This window comes from Vibrio sp. Isolate30, assembly GCF_022397975.1.
Classification (GTDB): domain Bacteria; phylum Pseudomonadota; class Gammaproteobacteria; order Enterobacterales; family Vibrionaceae; genus Vibrio; species Vibrio fortis.
This window is the reverse complement of the sequence record NZ_JAKEUS010000001.1, coordinates 894782-913087: the sequence shown is the minus strand read 5'-3', so window position 1 is coordinate 913087 and position 18306 is coordinate 894782. Positions and strand designations below refer to the sequence as shown.

At 42.7% G+C, this 18306-nt stretch carries 16 protein-coding genes; 10 read left to right on the top strand and 6 right to left on the bottom strand.

The annotated features are described in order from the left end of the window. Nucleotides 1-119: 119 nt before the first annotated feature. Together L1D60_RS04010 and L1D60_RS04005 are read left to right on the top strand one after the other, a co-directional pair. Nucleotides 120-1289 (top strand): DUF3800 domain-containing protein, encoded by a 1170-nt coding sequence (locus L1D60_RS04010; RefSeq protein ID WP_239839854.1) that lies wholly within the window; start codon nucleotides 120-122, stop codon nucleotides 1287-1289. Between the two features lie 133 nt (nucleotides 1290-1422). Then, entirely contained in the window at nucleotides 1423-2391 is a 969-nt protein-coding gene (locus L1D60_RS04005) for a HEPN domain-containing protein (RefSeq protein ID WP_210450326.1), read from the top strand. A 451-nt stretch (nucleotides 2392-2842) separates the two neighbouring features. Here L1D60_RS04005 and L1D60_RS04000 read toward each other — a convergent pair whose 3' ends face one another. Further along, nucleotides 2843-3487 (bottom strand): OmpA family protein, encoded by a 645-nt coding sequence (locus L1D60_RS04000; RefSeq protein ID WP_239839853.1) that lies wholly within the window; start codon nucleotides 3485-3487, stop codon nucleotides 2843-2845. Nucleotides 3488-3787: 300 nt separating this feature from the next. Between L1D60_RS04000 and L1D60_RS03995 the strand changes: the two genes are divergently transcribed. The 6 genes from L1D60_RS03995 to L1D60_RS03970 all read left to right on the top strand — a co-directional run bounded on the left by L1D60_RS03995 (nucleotide 3788) and on the right by L1D60_RS03970 (nucleotide 9264). Further along, a complete protein-coding gene (locus L1D60_RS03995) occupies nucleotides 3788-4414 on the top strand; it encodes a thiol:disulfide interchange protein DsbA/DsbL (RefSeq protein ID WP_239839852.1) in 627 nt (208 codons plus the stop codon). 47 nt (nucleotides 4415-4461) lie between these two features. Beyond that, complete coding sequence (locus L1D60_RS03990; RefSeq protein ID WP_239839851.1) at nucleotides 4462-4935, top strand: FKBP-type peptidyl-prolyl cis-trans isomerase; 474 nt, start codon at nucleotides 4462-4464, stop codon at nucleotides 4933-4935. 171 nt (nucleotides 4936-5106) lie between these two features. Then, on the top strand, nucleotides 5107-5694 hold the full coding sequence (locus L1D60_RS03985) for a TetR/AcrR family transcriptional regulator (protein ID WP_239839850.1): 588 nt from the start codon (nucleotides 5107-5109) through the stop codon (nucleotides 5692-5694). A gap of 118 nt (nucleotides 5695-5812) precedes the next feature. Then, nucleotides 5813-6841, top strand: a complete 1029-nt coding sequence (locus L1D60_RS03980) for an NADP-dependent oxidoreductase (RefSeq protein WP_239839849.1) — start codon at nucleotides 5813-5815, stop codon at nucleotides 6839-6841. Nucleotides 6842-6849: 8 nt separating this feature from the next. Then, the gene (locus L1D60_RS03975) at nucleotides 6850-7467 is read left to right on the top strand and encodes a glutathione S-transferase family protein (RefSeq protein WP_239839848.1); all 618 of its coding nucleotides are present in this window, start codon (nucleotides 6850-6852) and stop codon (nucleotides 7465-7467) included. A 108-nt stretch (nucleotides 7468-7575) separates the two neighbouring features. After that, entirely contained in the window at nucleotides 7576-9264 is a 1689-nt protein-coding gene (locus tag L1D60_RS03970) for an RluA family pseudouridine synthase (RefSeq protein ID WP_239839847.1), read from the top strand. A 39-nt stretch (nucleotides 9265-9303) separates the two neighbouring features. On the opposite strand, the gene L1D60_RS03965 is transcribed toward L1D60_RS03970, so the two are convergent. After that, nucleotides 9304-9675 carry a DoxX family protein gene (locus tag L1D60_RS03965; protein ID WP_239839846.1) on the bottom strand — a complete coding sequence of 124 codons (372 nt, stop codon included), beginning with the start codon at nucleotides 9673-9675 and terminating at the stop codon, nucleotides 9304-9306. Nucleotides 9676-9793: 118 nt separating this feature from the next. On the opposite strand from L1D60_RS03965, the gene L1D60_RS03960 reads away from it, so the two are divergent. Next, nucleotides 9794-10696, top strand: a complete 903-nt coding sequence (locus L1D60_RS03960; protein WP_239839845.1) for a LysR family transcriptional regulator — start codon at nucleotides 9794-9796, stop codon at nucleotides 10694-10696. 155 nt (nucleotides 10697-10851) lie between these two features. Here the strand turns inward: L1D60_RS03960 and L1D60_RS03955 are convergent, their stop codons facing one another. After that, the gene (locus tag L1D60_RS03955; protein ID WP_239839844.1) at nucleotides 10852-12018 is read right to left on the bottom strand and encodes a D-alanyl-D-alanine carboxypeptidase family protein; all 1167 of its coding nucleotides are present in this window, start codon (nucleotides 12016-12018) and stop codon (nucleotides 10852-10854) included. 165 nt (nucleotides 12019-12183) lie between these two features. Then, complete coding sequence (locus L1D60_RS03950) at nucleotides 12184-12756, bottom strand: DUF4136 domain-containing protein (RefSeq protein ID WP_239839843.1); 573 nt, start codon at nucleotides 12754-12756, stop codon at nucleotides 12184-12186. A gap of 269 nt (nucleotides 12757-13025) precedes the next feature. Here L1D60_RS03950 and L1D60_RS03945 point away from each other — a divergent pair, with 269 nt between their 5' ends. Further along, on the top strand, nucleotides 13026-13280 hold the full coding sequence (locus L1D60_RS03945) for a YgjV family protein (protein WP_239839842.1): 255 nt from the start codon (nucleotides 13026-13028) through the stop codon (nucleotides 13278-13280). 117 nt (nucleotides 13281-13397) lie between these two features. Here L1D60_RS03945 and L1D60_RS03940 read toward each other — a convergent pair whose 3' ends face one another. Both L1D60_RS03940 and L1D60_RS03935 read right to left on the bottom strand, forming a co-directional pair. Continuing rightward, nucleotides 13398-14882, bottom strand: coding sequence for a sensor domain-containing diguanylate cyclase (locus L1D60_RS03940; protein ID WP_239839841.1), 1485 nt, complete (start codon nucleotides 14880-14882; stop codon nucleotides 13398-13400). Nucleotides 14883-15102: 220 nt separating this feature from the next. Further along, nucleotides 15103-18270: a glycosyl hydrolase family 18 protein gene (locus L1D60_RS03935; RefSeq protein WP_239839840.1), complete on the bottom strand. Its 3168-nt coding sequence runs from the start codon at nucleotides 18268-18270 to the stop codon at nucleotides 15103-15105. Nucleotides 18271-18306: the final 36 nt, after the last annotated feature.

The following is an 18306-nucleotide window of genomic DNA, read 5'->3' as shown; positions in this document are numbered from 1 at the left end:
ACACTCGGCATCTCAGGTTGTCGGGTGTTTCTTGTTTTAAGACGTCAATATTAAGTATAATTGCATAGTAGCAAACGTGTTATGCAGGCGTTATATTTTCATTAAAATAAGAGGAAAAAATGGATCCTTTATCTATTACATTTGATTCAGAAGAAAATAATTATACTTTTTATTATGATGAATCTAACAATGTCAGAACACTCTCATTAGAGACAGATAAATACAATGTTGATAATGACGAGAATCAAAAAGCATCGATGAATTTCATCTTGGCGGGTATAGCACACAAGTCTGATATAAATGACATAAGTGTTAATACATTGATTGAAAAATTATCATTACAAGATAGTGTTAAAGAGATAAAATTTAAGCATATTGCTAAAGGAAATTTTGAACAGGTTTTAAAATCACAAAAATTAACAGTGTTTTTAGAATGGCTTCTTGAGAGTAGTTGTTATGTTCATTATTTTAATTTAAACATGGAGTATTGGTCATTTATTGATTTGATTGATGATGTTTTCTTTTATGCTGTTAATAAAAAGCCAAATTCATTTAACCATACAATCGATGCTAGACATTACCTAGACTACTATAAAGATGCGTTATATAGGTTAGTGAGACTAGAGAAATCTACGTTTATTTCATTAGTTAAAAAATATAATTATCCTAAAATTAGGAAAGGATTTGAAAGTAAGCTTATAAGAGAGATTAATAATATAATAAAAGAAAATATTAGGCATAATAACATATTAAAAACTGGGATAGATGAACAGACACAAAGGGGGTTTAGAGACCTTTCTGGATTATTGTCAATATGTTCTGATATTGATAAGTTAGAAACAACTTATGACCTTGATGAGGATCTATTACTTAGTGGCTTTCATACCTTTTATCATAATAGAGGGGTTAGTTTTAAGTACTCTTCTCATAAGTTTGATATAGAAAGTATCGTCGAGGAAAAATTTGAAATTCTGAAGAAAGCTGGTGACCACAATTTAATAAATCTTAACTATAGCTTTGTAAATTCAGAAGAGTCTAGATTAATACAAATATCAGATGTAGTATCTGGTTTATTCAACAAATACTTCACATATGTAAATTTTGAGTTATTAGAAAAAATTAAGGATAAAAGAAAACAATTGAATGACAGACAGCTATTAAACTTAAATTTACTCAGGGAAATAGTTGATAAATCAGATTTGGAATGTAGCCAGTTTCTTTTTTATGTAATGTCATTGAGTGAATCGGAAAAACACAATATATTACTTTTCGAGAAAGAAAAAATATAATAAACGCATCAACACGATTTACTACACTCGGTATCTCAGGTTGTCGAGTGTTTCTCGTTTTAAGGCGTCAATTTTAAGTATAATTGCTTAGTAGTAAACGTGTTATGCAAGTGTTAAGTTTCATGGAGATGGTATGTCAAATATTGAGATGAATCAGTATATAAGAGAAGCTATGAATGTTATCGATGAGATTCTAGATGTAAAAAATATCCCTATCTATGATAGGTTCCTCATCGCCTCACGTATGTTCGTATCGGACTTTATAGAAGATACCTCTTATAGTAGTAAGGCCGAGTTTCTAAAAAGTGATGCATTTTTTGAATGTATTGTACCTGTCGTTCATGATTGGTATTTCGAAAAATATGGGGAGTTAGCGACAAGTCCCCATGAGAGTGTTTTTTCGGCCGCAATTACAATTAGAAATCAACCAATTTTAATAAAGTTTCCAGCGACTATTTCTATTGTTGAAAAAGAAGGTGAGACTGCATGGATCAAGTTTGTAGACCATCTAGATAAAAGTGAAGATATGCAAGCTATGCTGCAAGGTAGGAATATCTCTCTTGATTCTCTGTCACGAAATCAAAAATGTAAAGTAGAGCAGAGAATCGAGGAAGTAGTTGCTTGCATAAGAACTATATCGATTAATTTAACAGCACTAAAAGTAGACTCAAAAACGGTTAACCTAGCAAGAACAATTCTTGATGAACTTGAAAGGGCTTCATTGGATCTTACATCTTATGACAAAAACAGAATCGCAAACTCTTGTTGGCATACTCATTTAGCGATTGAAAAAACAATGAAAGTCTTCTTAAAGCAGAACATTGGCCAGTTTGAAGAAACGCATAACTTAAAGTCGTTACTCTCAAAAACACTGGAATGCTCAGAGAGTAAGAGTCTAAATATAAACTTTTCGGTCATTGATTCATTCCCCCAAAATGTTGTCGCACTGAGGTACGGAGAAGAAAGTATTTCTGCTGAAAAGGCTCTTCTTTTTTACAATAAAGCGTTACCCCTGATTAGAGATGTATCTTCAGTATTAGTTCGCAGCCTCGGAATTAGGAATGCATCTATTTTGTTCAAAAAACCTGCATGGGTGAAATGAAGCTTAACAAGCATTTAAGATTTCAAGATAATTTTTCTAATCTGAAATAAGCGTTATAGAGTAGCTATTCTAACGCATTTATGTCCAAAAATGAGCTCGAACCTTGGACGATGGTCAAGAAAAATCATAAATGCCTAGCGAGTAGCGAGCTGTGCGAGCGTCAGGAGTGGCTTTATTATTTTACTTTACCATCATTCCCCTAAATACCCTTTTGGCTGGGTGATGGTTTTCACGTAGTGAGGCCATCACCTTGCTAAGCCTTCAGGGACAAAAAAACGTACATACTAATATACATAGTATGTACGCTTTAGGCACCCACAAGAAGCGTTGTTAGTAAAAGGTTTCCACTCACTCACACGCGAATGGACATGGTTTTTACTGTATACTCCAATGTGGAGGGATTTTTTATATCTGTTAAGTTTATGCCGACTCAGCAGTGTTAATGGTCGTGCTATTTAGCCACGATCAACATCAATTCCACGCGGCGGTTACACGCTTTTCCTTGAGAAGAGTTGTTGGTACAAGCTGGGACATATTCACCAAAACCACGCGTATAAATAGACTGACTTGATACGTAGTTACGCTCCAATCTTGCTTTCACTTCTTTCGCTCGCTGTTCTGACAGAGGGTCATTAACCATATCGTTACCCGTGTTGTCAGTATGTCCCTCAATCACGATATCAATATCAGAACGTTGCGAAAGGTAGCTGCCTAAAGTGTCCAGCCAGTGATCATTAACGGGAGCCGGAATGGCAGAGCCTGTTTTAAAGTTCACATGATGGTTCAATTTCACCATTACGTGATTACCTGGCAGCACTTGATAGTCGATACGATTTTGTCTGAGAAAAACTTCAAGCGGGTCATCGGTAGAAACTCCTACGCCATAGTTGGTGGTAATCGTTTTCTGCGAAGAGTTCTGTGTTTGACGGTAATTGGTCACAACGCGCGTCTCTTGCACAACACCCCACTCTGGGTACATCACGTCGTAATCTGTTTGTGGTGCGGTCTCCAACATGTTACCGCCCAGCATTGCCATTGAGTCGGTTGATTCACACCCTACCAATGCCAAACTGCAAATTAGTGCTAAATACTTCATTAATCCATCCACCACTTAAACGTATTGCTTCTACCAAACACTATATCGGCGGCCTAGCGATAACTTTAGCTCAAACTTTCGATACTTTTGAATAAGCCTTAATCAAACTAGCTAGAACATGTTCAGTCGCGACTGTACTGCGCAAACAGAGTAAAAAGTGTTTCAGATCACACTTAACAACGAATTGACCACTCGCTACTCAACACATCGACCTGTTTGCATTTAATTACTTTATAATTGTTTTCCTATTCCCACTAAATCGTTAGAATTCACCGACTTTTTAACGCTAGAGTAAATTATATGTTCAAGCCATTTACCCAATTATTTGTTGCTCTTATCGCTGCAGTAGCCCTTGCAGGTTGTAGTGAAAGCAATGAGCCGCAAGCCGGCGTTCAATACGAAGCACTTCCTGTTGCGCTAACCGAATACGACCTATCTCCAGTGACAGAAATCTTTTCACTTAACTGCGGCCACTGTCGCACTATGGAAAGCGCAATTCCTGAGATCGAATCACTGACTAACCAAAAGATTGGTAAGGTACACGTTACCTTTAATGAGAGCGCTCAAATCAGTGCAATGATCTTTTACACTGCCGTAATGCAGCTTGACGACACGCCAGATCACGCCTTCATGGAAGACCTATTCGCTGCTGTACAGATGGGTGGTGACGCAACACCAGAAGCTCGCCAAGAAGCTCTAGAAACGGCGTTTACTTCTCGCGGTTTGGTAAGCCCATACCAATTAGATAAAGATCAGCAAGTGGCACTGTTTGAATACGTACAGAAAGCCGAAGAAATCTCTGTAAAAGGCCAAATCAACTCAGTACCAACCTTCATCGTTAACGGTAAATACCAAGTGTTAACGGCTGGTCACCAAAATCTAGAAGGTATCGGCAAAACCATCAACTTCCTTTTGACTCAGCCTTAATGGTTGAGTTTTAACAACAGAATGTATTTATATAAGTAGGTTTCATTATGTCTAAATTTGTCATTCCAATTATCGTATTCATCATGGCTGGTTTCATGATCTACCGTACTTGGACTAATCACAAAGCGGGTTCTGAAAACTTCGAACAAGGCCAACAGTTCCTAATTGAAAATGGCAAAAAAGCGGGCGTTGTAATCACAGAGAGCGGCCTGCAGTATCTAGTACTTGAAGAAGGTACAGGTACAGAGCACCCAACGAAGAACAGCCAAGTAACCGTTCATTACCACGGTACTTTGATTGACGGTACTGTATTCGATAGTTCAGTAGAGCGCGGTGAGCCGATCACATTTGCACTTAAGCAAGTGATCAAAGGCTGGCAAGAAGGTTTAACGTACATGGTTGAGGGCCAAAAAGTTCGCCTTTTTATTCCTAGTACCCTGGGTTACGGCAAGGGTGGCACCGGTCCAATCCCACCTTCAGCAACACTGATCTTCGACGTTGAGTTGCTTTCAATCAAGTAATCGAAAAACGAATAGAGACAGCCCTGCCCATATTTGGTAGGGCTTTTTTACACCCGTTAATCATCAATTTGTAACGCATCCGGCTGCCAACTTTCTTGCACTTTACGACGAAACAATGTGCGTCCTAAAGCAAAACTAGACGACTGGTCTAATTTTATTTATAGTAACCTCATGAATCAGAAAACAAACGACACACGCCTGCACATTTTGAATGTCGGTTACGAGCTTATTGTCAACCAAGGCTTTACTGCCGTGGGGCTTTCCCAACTGCTTAAAGCAGCTGATGTTCCCAAGGGCTCTTTTTATCATTACTTCAAGTCCAAAGAAGCGTTTGGTGAAGCCTTAATTGAGCACTACTTTGATCACTACTTAACACGAGTTGACTCTATTTTAGTGCGCGGACAAGGTAACCATGCGGAGCGATTATTGGACTATCTCTCTCGTTGGCGTGATACGCAAAGTGGTGTTTGTAACGCACATAAATGCCTAGTCGTAAAACTATCGGCAGAAGTATCCGACCTTTCTGACTCAATGCGTCAAGCTTTACAAAAAGGCGCTGATTGTGTGGTTCAACAAATGGCAACTTGTATAGAGAATGGTGTTAAAGAAGGCTCTATCACTTCACTAGACCACCAGCAAGCTGCAAAAACGCTATACTCACTCTGGTTAGGCGCTAGCCTCTTGAGCAAGTTAAGCCAAAGTTCAGATACTCTCGACAGCGCTTTTGACGAAACAAAACGTCTCATCGCGCTAACGTAACCGCTCGAATGACGACAACATAACCGCTACTTTCCCGCCTCGCTATTACAGGCGGGATTTTTAGAAACAAACACTAGACGACTGGTCTAATACAAACAGCGATCATTAAGGATATCCAATGACTGATAACAACAGAAGAATCGTACTCGCCTCTCGCCCTGTCGGCGCACCTACACAAGATAACTTTCGACTAGAAAACGCCACGGTGCCAAGCATTCAAGATGGTGAGGTTTTACTGCGTTCTATCTACCTATCACTTGACCCTTATATGCGCGGTCGAATGAACGACGCAAAATCCTATGCAGAACCAGTCGCGATTGACGACGTAATGGTCGGCGCAACAGTCTGCCAAGTTGAGCAGTCGCAGCATGTAGACTATCAAGTGGGTGAATGGGTATTGACGTATACCGGTTGGCAAGATTACGGTGTCTCTAACGGTGAAGGCTTAGTAAAACTTGGTATGGCGCCTAGCCACCCATCATTTGCACTTGGCATTATGGGTATGCCAGGTTTCACGGCTTACATGGGCTTGCTCGATATCGGTCAGCCAAAAGAAGGCGACACCCTTGTAGTTGCAGCAGCGACAGGACCAGTAGGTGCGACTGTGGGTCAAATAGGTAAACTCAAAGGCTGCCGTGTTATTGGCGTCGCTGGCGGAGAAGAAAAATGTCGTCATGCTAAAGAGGTTCTTGGTTTTGATGAATGTATCGATCACAAAGCAGAAAACTTTGCTGAACAGCTAGCAGCTGCGTGCGATAAAGGCATTGATGTCTACTTCGAGAATGTGGGTGGAAAAGTCTTCGATGCTGTGATGCCACTGCTCAACACAGGCGCACGCGTACCTGTTTGTGGTCTTATTTCGCAATACAACGCGACATCACTACCAGACGGCCCTGACCGCATGTCGGCGCTGATGGGAATGCTGTTAGTTAAACGTATTAAGATGCAAGGATTCATTATCTTTGACGACTACGCACATCGTTACAACGAGTTTGCAACGCAAATGACAGAGTGGCTCGCGCAAGGCAAGATCCAGTACAAAGAACAAGTAGTGGAAGGATTAGAAAACGCACCCCAAGCCTTCATGGGGCTATTACAAGGTGAGAACTTCGGAAAACTCGTCATTAAAATGAACCAAGCAAAATAGGCAAAAGCATGATCACTCTACATCACCTAAACAAATCACGCTCTAAGCGAATTATCTGGCTACTGGAAGAACTAGGCGTTGAATATCAAATTAAGCCCTACTTGCGTGATTCAGTTTCATTCCTTGCACCGCCAGAGCTGAAATCTATTCACCCACTCGGCAAATCACCAGTTATCGAAGATCAAGGTATGATCATCACTGAGTCGGGCGCGATTACTGATTATCTAATTGAAACATACGGTAATGGGCGTTTCGCACCACAAAGAGGAACCAAAGAGCACCTAGAGTATAATCAGTGGCTCCACTTTGCTGAAAGCTCAGGCATTCTGCCATTGCTACTTAAGATCTTTGTTGCAAAAGACGGCTGTGAAACTAACTTCTTAGCGCAATATGCTGAAGACGAAAACAGCAAGATCATGGCTTACTTAGAGCAATCGCTTGAAGGAAAAAGCTACCTTGTGGGAGAGACGCTCACCGGTGCAGACTTCATGATGTCTTTTATCGTAGAAGCGATGGATAACTTTGGTGCATCACACGCCTACCCTAACCTTGTCGGTTACACTGAGCGCCTTAAGTCTCATTCAAGTTTCCAAAAAGCGGATGAGATCGAGCAAAAACACGGCTAATTAGCCACTATAATGAAGCCAAAGTACGTTTTAACGGTGCTTTGGCTTCTCATTTGTTCCTATTTCGTCAACAATACCGAGCTCTAACGATCGACAAAGAGTTCACCCATGCCACAGCGTCTTGAGCAATTCACGCCTCTGACTTCAGATTCAGCTGCACGTTACACACTACCAGCTCGTTTTACGTTTCCGTACTACTACACGCCGCACGAAACGTGTGAATTGGCAATGCGCGATTTACAAGCTCGCCTTCAGAAAGCCGATGTTAACAAAGGCTCATTTGGTCAGCTCTATGCTGTATTATTAACTCAAGATCCATCTACTGGTGAAGTTGGTTATCTAGCCGCGCATTCCGGTTTAACTCTTGATGACACTCTCGTAGAACCGCTCTCTTCAATTCATTTCGTACCTTCAGCTTTTGATCACGCGAAGTTCACTCAAGAGTGCAGTCACTTAATCGAAAAATTAACAGAGCAAGCAGAACAGATCGCGTCTTTTGAACAGCATCATAATCTTGCTGAATTACACGCAAAGCTAGAGTCATCTAAAGAGGTCGCTGCAAACGACATTGCCAATTTCCAAAAGCAAATCGCAGACAACAAAGCCGAACGTGACGCTCTTCGTACTACCTATGAGTCTTCTATACAGCAAGCCTCCGATGCTTCGCTGGACAGCGCTCAAGGTAGTGACCTTCTCAAGCAGTTAGGCGTAGCGAGTAGCCGAGAGAAGCGTGATCTCAAGGCGCTTAGAATTCAATGGAAACAAACGATCGCTGAACTGCAGTCAAACATAGCCACGATAAACGCCACATTACACGATAAACGCCAACAACACGCAGAACTAACAGCGCAACTCGAAGAGCAGCGCTTGTCACATTATCAGTTTCTCAACGGAAACAATCAGACAAAGTCGTTGTTGGAACTATTGAATGGTAAACAAGCTTTGACAGGCTCAGGCGATTGTTGCTTACCAAAGCTTCTAAACTTTGCGTTTAAACATAACTTAAAACCCCTTGCTCTTGCGGAGTTTTGGTGGGGTCGCCCTCCCCGTCAGGAAGTTCGTCAACATGGCAACTTATACCCAGTTTGTCAGAGTCGAAGCTTTGAAATACTTGAATATCAGCTCGAAGGTATTGAGCTGGAAGATAACCCTTTGATCGTGAATCCAGCCGTTGGTAAGCAGTTTGATATTGTTTATGAAGACAACGAAATTGTTGTGGTAAATAAACCCGCTGAGTTTCTGTCTGTTCCTGGCAAATTCATTGAGGACTCTGTCTACTCTCGAATCAAGGCACATTACCCCGACGCAACGGGGCCACTTATCATTCATCGTCTAGATATGTCGACTTCAGGGTTGCTTATTCTTGCTCTTACAGCAGAGTCCAACCGTCATATCCAAAAACAATTCATCGAGCGAACCGTCGAGAAGCGCTACACCGCCCTGCTTGAAGGTGAGATCGTTGGAGAAAGTGGTGATATCAGCCTCCCTTTACGTGGTGACATCACCGATCGCCCAAGGCAGCTTGTTTGTCATCAACACGGGAAAAAAGCAGAAACGCATTGGCAGGTTGTGCGTCGAAGCGAAGGCAAAACCAAGGTTCACCTTTACCCAAGAACTGGACGCACTCATCAGCTACGTGTTCATTGTGCACACCCAGATGGATTAGGAACTCCGATTGCAGGTGACGACCTGTACGGCTATAAACGAGACCGCCTCCACCTGCATGCCGGCTACTTAAAACTGGTACATCCAACGACTAAAGAATGGATCGAATTCGAAGTACCAAGTGAGTTTTAGTAGGCGAAACTTATGATGTTGAAACTGATCTTGTTGAAACTACCCCTGTTGAAGCAAAGCTGTTATCGGATAAGCCACATAACTAGATAGCGATAGAGTCACCATGGCAGGTATACCCGCCTGCCATGTATCAAAGCGCATGTGAAAGAATATTGCACCGATTGAAACTACAGCCAGTAACAATGCCCCCAAGTGCAAAGAAAACATAGGCATCCAACCAGCCAGTCCTACTAATAGCGACATCGCCCCAACAAACTCTACAACTCCGACCAAAAACATGATTTGTCTGTTCAAGCCATAGCTTTTAAAAAATGCCAACTGGGTATCAAACACCTTTTTGTGCCACCCTAACGTCTTAACAGAACTCGCCAACATAAAAAATACGATTAATACAATACTCGCTACACTCATGACATTACCCATCCTAGTTACCGCTCTTTTCTAAATCATTACGGACATTAAAGCATTCTGAATTAGTCAGTTAAATGCTAAGATCGGGATGGCTTCAATTCCAAAATGGAATATTAGAATGGATAAGATCGATTGTATAAAAGTGTTTGTCGCCACAGCCCGACTCAACAGCTTTACTTTAGCAGCGGAAGAACTCGACACCACGCAGAGTGCTGTGAGCAAAAAGGTTGCTTGGCTAGAGAACAGCTTAAAGCTCACCCTATTTCAACGTAATAGTCGAAAGATCGCATTAACCCCAGTTGGAAGAGACTATCAACAATACTGTTTGCGACTGTTGGATGAAATGAGTAGCTTCGAAGCTCAGTTGACTCGGGAAGCTCAATCCGTTGAAGGGGAAATCAAGATTTCAGCGCCTTCGGCTTTTTCAAACCAAATCCTAACTCACGCGCTCAAAGTGTTTATGGATCAACACCCTAAGATCCGTATTAATCTGAGTGTGAATGATGGTTTTGTTAATCTCAACGATCACTCGATTGATCTTGCAATCCGAGCTTCGCAACTTAGTGACTCAAATCTTAAAGCTAAGCTGCTGTTTAAAAACCACGTTCGCTATTACGCTTCACCCAACTACATCGAGCGTCATGGTTTACCTCAGCACCCCGCAGGTTTGGTCAATCACCAGTGCCTTACGTACTCTCTAATGAAACCATCTGACGATTGGAGATTCAAAGACTCTGCTGGAGCCGAAACGAAAGTGCGCGTGAATGAAGTCTTCTCAACTGACAACCCTGAAACGCTACTTAACATGAGCAAGCTCGGGATGGGTATCTGTGCTTTACCGTGTTGGATGGGAAAAGAATGGGTGCAGCGGGGTGAACTTCGAGAGGTTTTAGAGCCATGGAGTCATCAGAAGCTACCTATGTATTTGCTTTATCACCCTAGTGACTACCTTCCTGTTCGCTTGCGAACCTTGATCGATTTCCTTTCCGATTACTTCGAAGAATACGCTATCGATAAATAGTCTGTGTAATAGTTAATACAATAGAAAACGGGCGTTTTGCACTCTATCTTTGGAATACAAAACGCCCGTTTATCATTTAAGATCTGCTAATAGCATTAACTAGCAAGCTTGCAGAATAGTGCGTTGCAACATTTGAGATTGCGAGACACCAAATCTTAGAACAAGTTAGCAAAGAACAGCTTAATATGGTCTAGGATTCGCTTGAAGAAGCTGCCTTCTTGTACCGACTCCAGAGCAACCAATGGCTGAGTTTTAATATCTTCGCCATCAACGGTGTAATGAACCACACCTAAGGTTTGGCCTTTCTCGATCGGCGCTTTCAAGTCGGAAGTGAGTTCAACCGATGCTGATAATTTCTTACCGTCTGCTTTTGGTAACGTGATATACGCGTCTTGATCCACCCCTAGTTTTAGTGTGTCTTGCGTACCAAACCACAGCTTCTCTTCTGAGATCAAGTCGCCGCTTTGATGTGGATTCAGCGTATCGAAGAATCTAAAGCCGTAACTCAATAGCTGTTTACTATCCGACTCTCGACCTTTGATACTGCTCGATCCCATAACCACCGCAATCAGACGCATCTCGCCTTGTGTTGCCGAACTCGCCAAACTATAGCCTGCGCCTGACGTGTAACCGGTCTTCATGCCATCGACATTCAAGCTTCTATCACGCAACAACCCATTGCGGTTGTGCTGAGTGATGCCGTTGTAGCTGAACGAGCGTTCGCTGTATAAACCATATACATCAGGTAAGTCGCGAATAATTGCACGGCCTAGTAGAGCGATATCATAGGGTGTTGAGTATAGCTCTTCGGCATCAAGCCCATGAGCATTGGCGAAATGAGTGTTATTAAGTTGAAGTGAGCTGGCCCAAGAATTCATTAGGTCGACAAAGGCACCTTCCGAGCCCGCAACGTGCTCAGCAATTGCAACGCTAGCATCATTCCCTGATTGAATGATCAAGCCGCGGTAAAGGTCCATCATATCGACATTGGTGTTGACTTCGATGAACATCTTAGAAGAATCTGGGAAGTTCTTTGCCCAAGCATTTTCGCTGATGCGTACTTTATCATCTGCAGAGATGTTGCCTCGTTTCATCTCTTGACCAGCCACATAGCTGGTCATCAGCTTGGTTAAACTCGCAGGGTTTAATTTTGTATGCGCATTGTTTTCAACCAAGACTTCCCCTGAATTGAAATCCATTAAGACATAACCTTTCGCGCCTAGGCTAGGTGGAGAAGGAACAATCGTTGGTGCTGCTGTTACAGCATTACTCGCAGCCAATAAACCAAAAAGGGAAAGTGAATATTTAGCGAACAATTTCATTAGATCAAACCTGAGTTAACGTTTTGTTCAGTATAGCTAAATACTGAGAAAAGACGCCGAAACTTTACTTTGCTTTACTCAATTGAACCTTTAGTTACAAATTTCAATTGATAGCTCAAATTACGTTCAAAAATTGGGTCAATACTATTGACCAAACTGATGGTTTTAACGATTAGGTATATCTCTAAATAACTTATCAATAATGCCCGATATACGCTGGTCCAGCTCCGAATGAGTTAACCCGCTTTGAATACCTGACTGTGCCAAAGTTTGCCATTGTATAACTGTGCTATTTGGCAACAAAAATACAATGTATAGCGACCCTTTTTCCGCTTTTTTGCCCTTGTCGTTATAAAAAGGAACGCCAGTCGATAGATTCAATCGATTCAAAATTGCTTGGTCGCTCAATTCAGACTCTTCCGCTAAACCAAAGCCAATAACAACGTCACCCTGAGCACCAACATTTGCTTGTCGATAACCTTTTTGTACTAAATGATCTGCTATTGCTGAGCGAACAATGTCTGTGACTTCTGTCTTGTCGTAGTTTTTTGAAAGATACACTTGTTCTGAACTTGGGTGCCATGAATACGTCTGGACACCGTTCTCCATAAACGTAAAGTCGCCACTGGTTACCACACCGAAATCGTGCCTTGATGGTACAGGTTCAGTGGTACATCCTGCTAAACCGACAGCTAGGATAGCCCCCACCAAAAAGCCGCTTAGATTTTTATTTTTCATCTGTGGTTTCCTTTTCGATATATGTTCTACAATTAGATTCAACACCAACACATTCAGTAATTATATTATCCAAAAACCTTTTAAACGTTTGCGTAATCGCTAACCTTCACTTTCGCTCATTTTGGGGCTTTTATCACAAAAAAAGGCTTGCTATAGTCAGCACCAGTTAAACAAAACCAGACCATTCGAGGCACGGAGCTTCCTCAATAATCTCATGAAGAGAAGGATTGGTACCGACACTGTATCGGCAAAACTAAGAGGGTCCAACAATGGAATTTAATATGGTTGAAATTTTAGGTTACGCAGCATCTATCATGGTTGCAATTTCATTAACTATGAAAGACATCGTTCGCTTACGTGTTCTTAACTTTATTGGTTGTGCTCTCTTCACTGCTTACGGTGTAATGATTGATGCTTGGCCAGTAGTCGCGACCAATGGCTTCATCGCAATCGTAAACATTTATTTCCTTGCTAAAATGCAAAAGGAAAAAAAAACGGAAGCGTTAAAAGCTGCTAAAGCTTAGCACCAGAATCAGATAAGAAGCCCGAACAATTCGCATTGTTCGGGCTTTTTCATATAGCGCGTTTAGAACGAGATAAGCACCTTTATAACCCTAAGATGATCTGGTACTGAAACAACACTAGGCCATTTTCAAACATTCTGATTTGTTAATTGAGTAGCACTGAGTATTGTTTCTACCTGCTTCCTTGGCTTGGTAAAGTGCGGCGTCCGCTTTCTCAATGATCTTTTCTATCCCTTGCTCTATTGGTGCATGGTAACAACCTGCACTGATGGTGATCTCCTGACATAAGCCTTGAACCTTTGCGACATCTATCCGTATCGCCTCTGCTAATGCCATGAGTTGTGCTTCATCACAATCGAAGGTTACGACGATAAATTCCTCTCCCCCATAACGCGCAATCAAGCGATTCTCTGTCTCAAACCCTTTCAGTTTAAGCGCAACAGCTTGAATCACTTTATCTCCTTGTACATGACCAAAATCATCGTTAACACGTTTGAAATGGTCGATATCAAGAAGAATGGCCCCAAGGTTTGAAATAGACTCCTGATCCTTTTGTACTCTCGCTTTGAATTGCTCCATAAAGCTTCTACGGCTATTGATTCCCGTTAGATAATCAAGACTCGCCAGTTCTAACATTCTGTGGTGTCGATTCTTGAGATAAAGAACCAGCACCAAGATGATCGCAATCAGACTGGTGAAGAGCGTTAATAAGCTAACAAACAACAAGCTGTGGTTTTTCTTCAGCTCTTGCTCAGAAATTCCAGCGACGATGACCCAGTTCAAATACGGATAAAACTTGTAAAAGATATTTTTGGTTGCAACACCAAATTCATTCTCTAGGTCGAATTTGACATGCCCTTCTCGATTGTTAAGTACTTGCTGAATAAAACTCTGAGATGTCGACTCGACCACAGATTCAAACGCTCGATCATCAAATCGATTCTGAAGAATACGCTGTCCATCGAGACCAACAATATAGATGTAACCGCTCTCACCATAAGCATACTTACTTAGCTTTTCCTTTAGTTGCACCTGATCGACCAAAAACATCAATTCATCTTTATAGGTCGTTGCCACCAAGGTATTGCCACTTGGTAGTTTTCTCGAGTATGCGACTTTGGCTCTGAGTCCCTTCTCATGTGGGTTGGCATGATAATACTGTGAGACACCTTCTGTGAGTCTTAATTGCTCTTGAATGTGCGCCACATGTGACCTGTCCTGACCTTGCAAAAATGGATGATATAAATGAACGCCGTCAGGAGAAATCAAATAAAGGTAACCGGACTGTCCAACTTTAAGAGCATTGGCAAGCTCCGCGAGCTCCTCGGCTTCCGGCAGTTGATTGTGACTCTCAATATAGGAGTGGGCAGTATCAATAACTCCTTTTAGATAGGTCTTAATCGCCTCGTTTACCGTTGTGTCTACGATGTCATAGCTCGCGTTTACAATGGTATTAAAGAAAACTTGATTTGATTCCAGTAACGCTTCTTTTGTGCGATTAAATTGGATGGCTGACAATACCAAAGACACAGTGGCGAGTATTATCGAGAAATTAAGAATATATTTACGTCTAACTTTTAAAGCTACCCCATGTTCCCTCACTTAGATAGTGTCGTTTTCTACAAGGTTATAAGCAGCCAGTTTTATATCATAAACGGTAGGGTGTATGTATTGAGGGAGTGACTTTCAAACGTTTGATTTCTTGATATGTGACCAAGACCAAAAACGCCACACTGATAATATCAGCATGGCGAAATTAACTTACTTAACTATCTGTTTCACAATTACTATTTCTCAATATTGAGAATGTGCAGTCATGATTTTACTGGCAAACAACAGTCCAGCTACCATCGCTACCTGGCTCTGAGCTTGTCCACCAGTTAGCTTGGTAAATGATTCCGTTATGAACCACTTGATCACCCGTGTTTGCGTGGCTTGGGTTTCCGGCCCAGTCTTTCTGAGGCAGATCTGGATACACAGTTAAGCCTGTAGTATCACAAGTACCAGGGTTTGTGCCACCGTCGCCAGGGTTACCACCACCAGAACTAAAATCACCTAGAGGTAGATCGGGTTGCTCAAAGCTAAACGCGTAATCAACACCACCTACGTTAACGGAGTAGTTTGCAGGGCCTGAAATCGGCAAGTAATACACCATATCCAACTCATACATACCACCAGCAGGTAGTTCTTTCCATGCTGGTAATGTGAAGGCTACGCGGTGCATAGTTCCGTCTAATCCACCGATATTATCCGCACGAGTATGACCCGAAGCAATCACAGTCAAACCACCACCAGATTGATCTTTCGCGTTATCTGGTGCAGATACTGGAATATCAAACTGGAACTCTGTACCGCCAGGCAGTGCTTTACCCGTGTTGTTGGTAAAGGTGATCTTAGGATTAATTGGGTAGTTTTGATCACCGACTTTGAAGCCACCGACCGATACTGCGATGTCTAATGCTTCGGTAGGAATTGCGCCAGTTGCGACTTTGTTTCCATATGGCGTTGCCGACTTAAACTTATCGTAGATAGCTTTAGTCATTGTGTTACCCATGTGGAATTCACCATTACCGCTGTTACACGCTTGCTCTGTAGTATCAACCGTTGTGCGGTTGCCACTTGCATCAAGTACATAACAGTTGTAGTCGCCAGCCAGTTCCCAGAACATGATGCCGCCGATTTCCTTATCGATAACGTAGTCCGCTTTCACGTTGATAGACTCTTTATCTTCCGTAGAAAGGAACACGCCTTTTTCAGCATTCCATAGCCAAGGTGCAACCGCCACGCTGTCGTAGTTACGCGTGTAAGTGCCTCTTAGAACATCCGTTGGATCGTTTACAGGATCAAGCTTGTAAGCATCCGCATAAGAACCCCAAATGCCTTTCTCTAGGTTCTTCGCATGCCACATTGGGTTTGAACCTGCGCCCATTTCGTTTCCTTTAGGGTCGGTATCGTGCCACATGTTATCGATACCAATCGCGCCGTGACCACAGTTGTTCTTCTCACCTTCACCTGTACCAGCGGCACATTCAGATTGATTAGGCAGTGCAGCGCGGCCCCAAAGACCATTTTCACCACCTGTTACACCCTGCCAACCACGCGTGTAGTAAGGCACGCCGATGTTAATGCGACCTGCTGGCATTGAACCGCGGAAGTAATGGTAAGCCCAATCCGTGTTCAGGTAGCCAATACCACCATAAGCCGCTGTATCGTATACGTTCCACTGTGCTAGCTCTGAATCTTTACCTGTATCAAACAAGGCAGCGTTATGACCAACGTGGTCGTTCCAAGCACCGTGAAGGTCGTAAGACATGATGTTCACGTAATCAAGATATTGAGTAACATCGAATGTTTCCATACCGCGTAGTAAGTAGCCAGAAGAAGGTGCCGCGATAGTTAACATGTAGTGATTGCCATCTTCAGCAGAGGCCACATCAAGCTTCTCACGCAATACTTTCATCAATACTTGGTATGAAGCCCATAGGTACTGACGACGAGGTTCCATGAACTCTTTATCGTATGGGTTACCTGCACCAGCCATTGACGTTGGGTACTCATAATCAATATCTAGGCCATCGAATTGGTACTTACGCAGCATTTCAACCGCTGACGTTGCGAAGGTTTCGATGCCTTGATGGTTGATTGAGCCATCAGCATTGGTCGTCATGGTATAGAAACCACCATCAGCAACACGACTACCATCGGTTGCGAAGTGACCGCCCGTTTCAGCCCAACCACCAATTGAGATTAGCGTTTTAACACCGTGTTTTTTCTTCGCGGTTGCGAGCGCGCCAAAGTGACCTTTAAAGCCTAATGTAGGGTCAACCTCTACTCCCGGCCACTCTTTACCGACAGCAGCATTATTAGGATCATTTACATCACCAACGTTCACTTTGCCATCTGAACCAATGCTCACGAACGCGTAGTTAATATGTGTAAGCTGTTCCCATGGAATATCGTTAACTAAGTAAGCCGCTTGTGGGTCATCTCCTGCGCGCCAGCTAGTGAAGTAACCAATCACACGACGAGGGTGATCAGCGCCCATTTTCTCACGGCCTTCATCATCGTAAATGGTACAGTAAGGAACATTGACACCTTGTGTTTGATACAAACCATCAGGACGACAAGTACTCACCGTTGGCGCACCATTTACCTTCAAAGAAGTTAATGCTGAATCAGCCGTTGCGCCTTGGTCATCGGTCGCTTTTGCATAAACAGACAAAGTACCCGCTTGAGTGGTTGTGTAATCAAGCGTGTACGGGCTTGTTGCAGCTGTTCCGACTAGAGAACCAGCCACGTAAAAATCGACTTTATCAACCGTGCCATCACTGTCTGCTGCAGTAGCAGTGAGTGTGACCACACCACCGACATCAACAGAAGCCGCTGAAAGTGCAACTGACACCGTTGGCACTTCATTGCCTGGTTGCGATGAATCAACAGAAATGGATACCGCGCTTGCTACACTAGACGCACCTTCATTATCCGTTGCAACAACAGAAACCTGATGGTTGCCTGACGTTGCAGCCCAAGCCGCTTCAAATGGTGCCGCTGTTACTACTGCAACCGAAGTGCCATCGACAAAGAACTCTACTGAAGCAATACTGCCATCAGTATCGAGTGCCGTTGCACTTAACACGACATTGTCACCTTCAACGATCACATCAGACGTCGATGGTGCTGTTAATGAAGCAGTTGGCGCTTCATTTGGCGTACCACCACCTCCGCCACCGCTACACACATCAATCTTTTTCCATTGTGCATAGTCACCTTCAAATTGGCTCGGGTTGTTGTTTTGATTCCAGTAATTCGCTGAGTATGCGCTGCCGTCATGTGAAACCTGATCACCACCGGTGTATACCGTGGCAGAATCCCACGCTTCTAACGTTGAACAATCAACAGCCGCGTAGCTGTTGAACGCCATTAAGCATGACGCGGTGAGAGTACTGAGTGTAAAAACCTTCTTGGCCACTCTTCCTTGGTTTAGGTGCATGTTAGCTGTCCCTTAAGTTATTGTTTCAAGATGCTT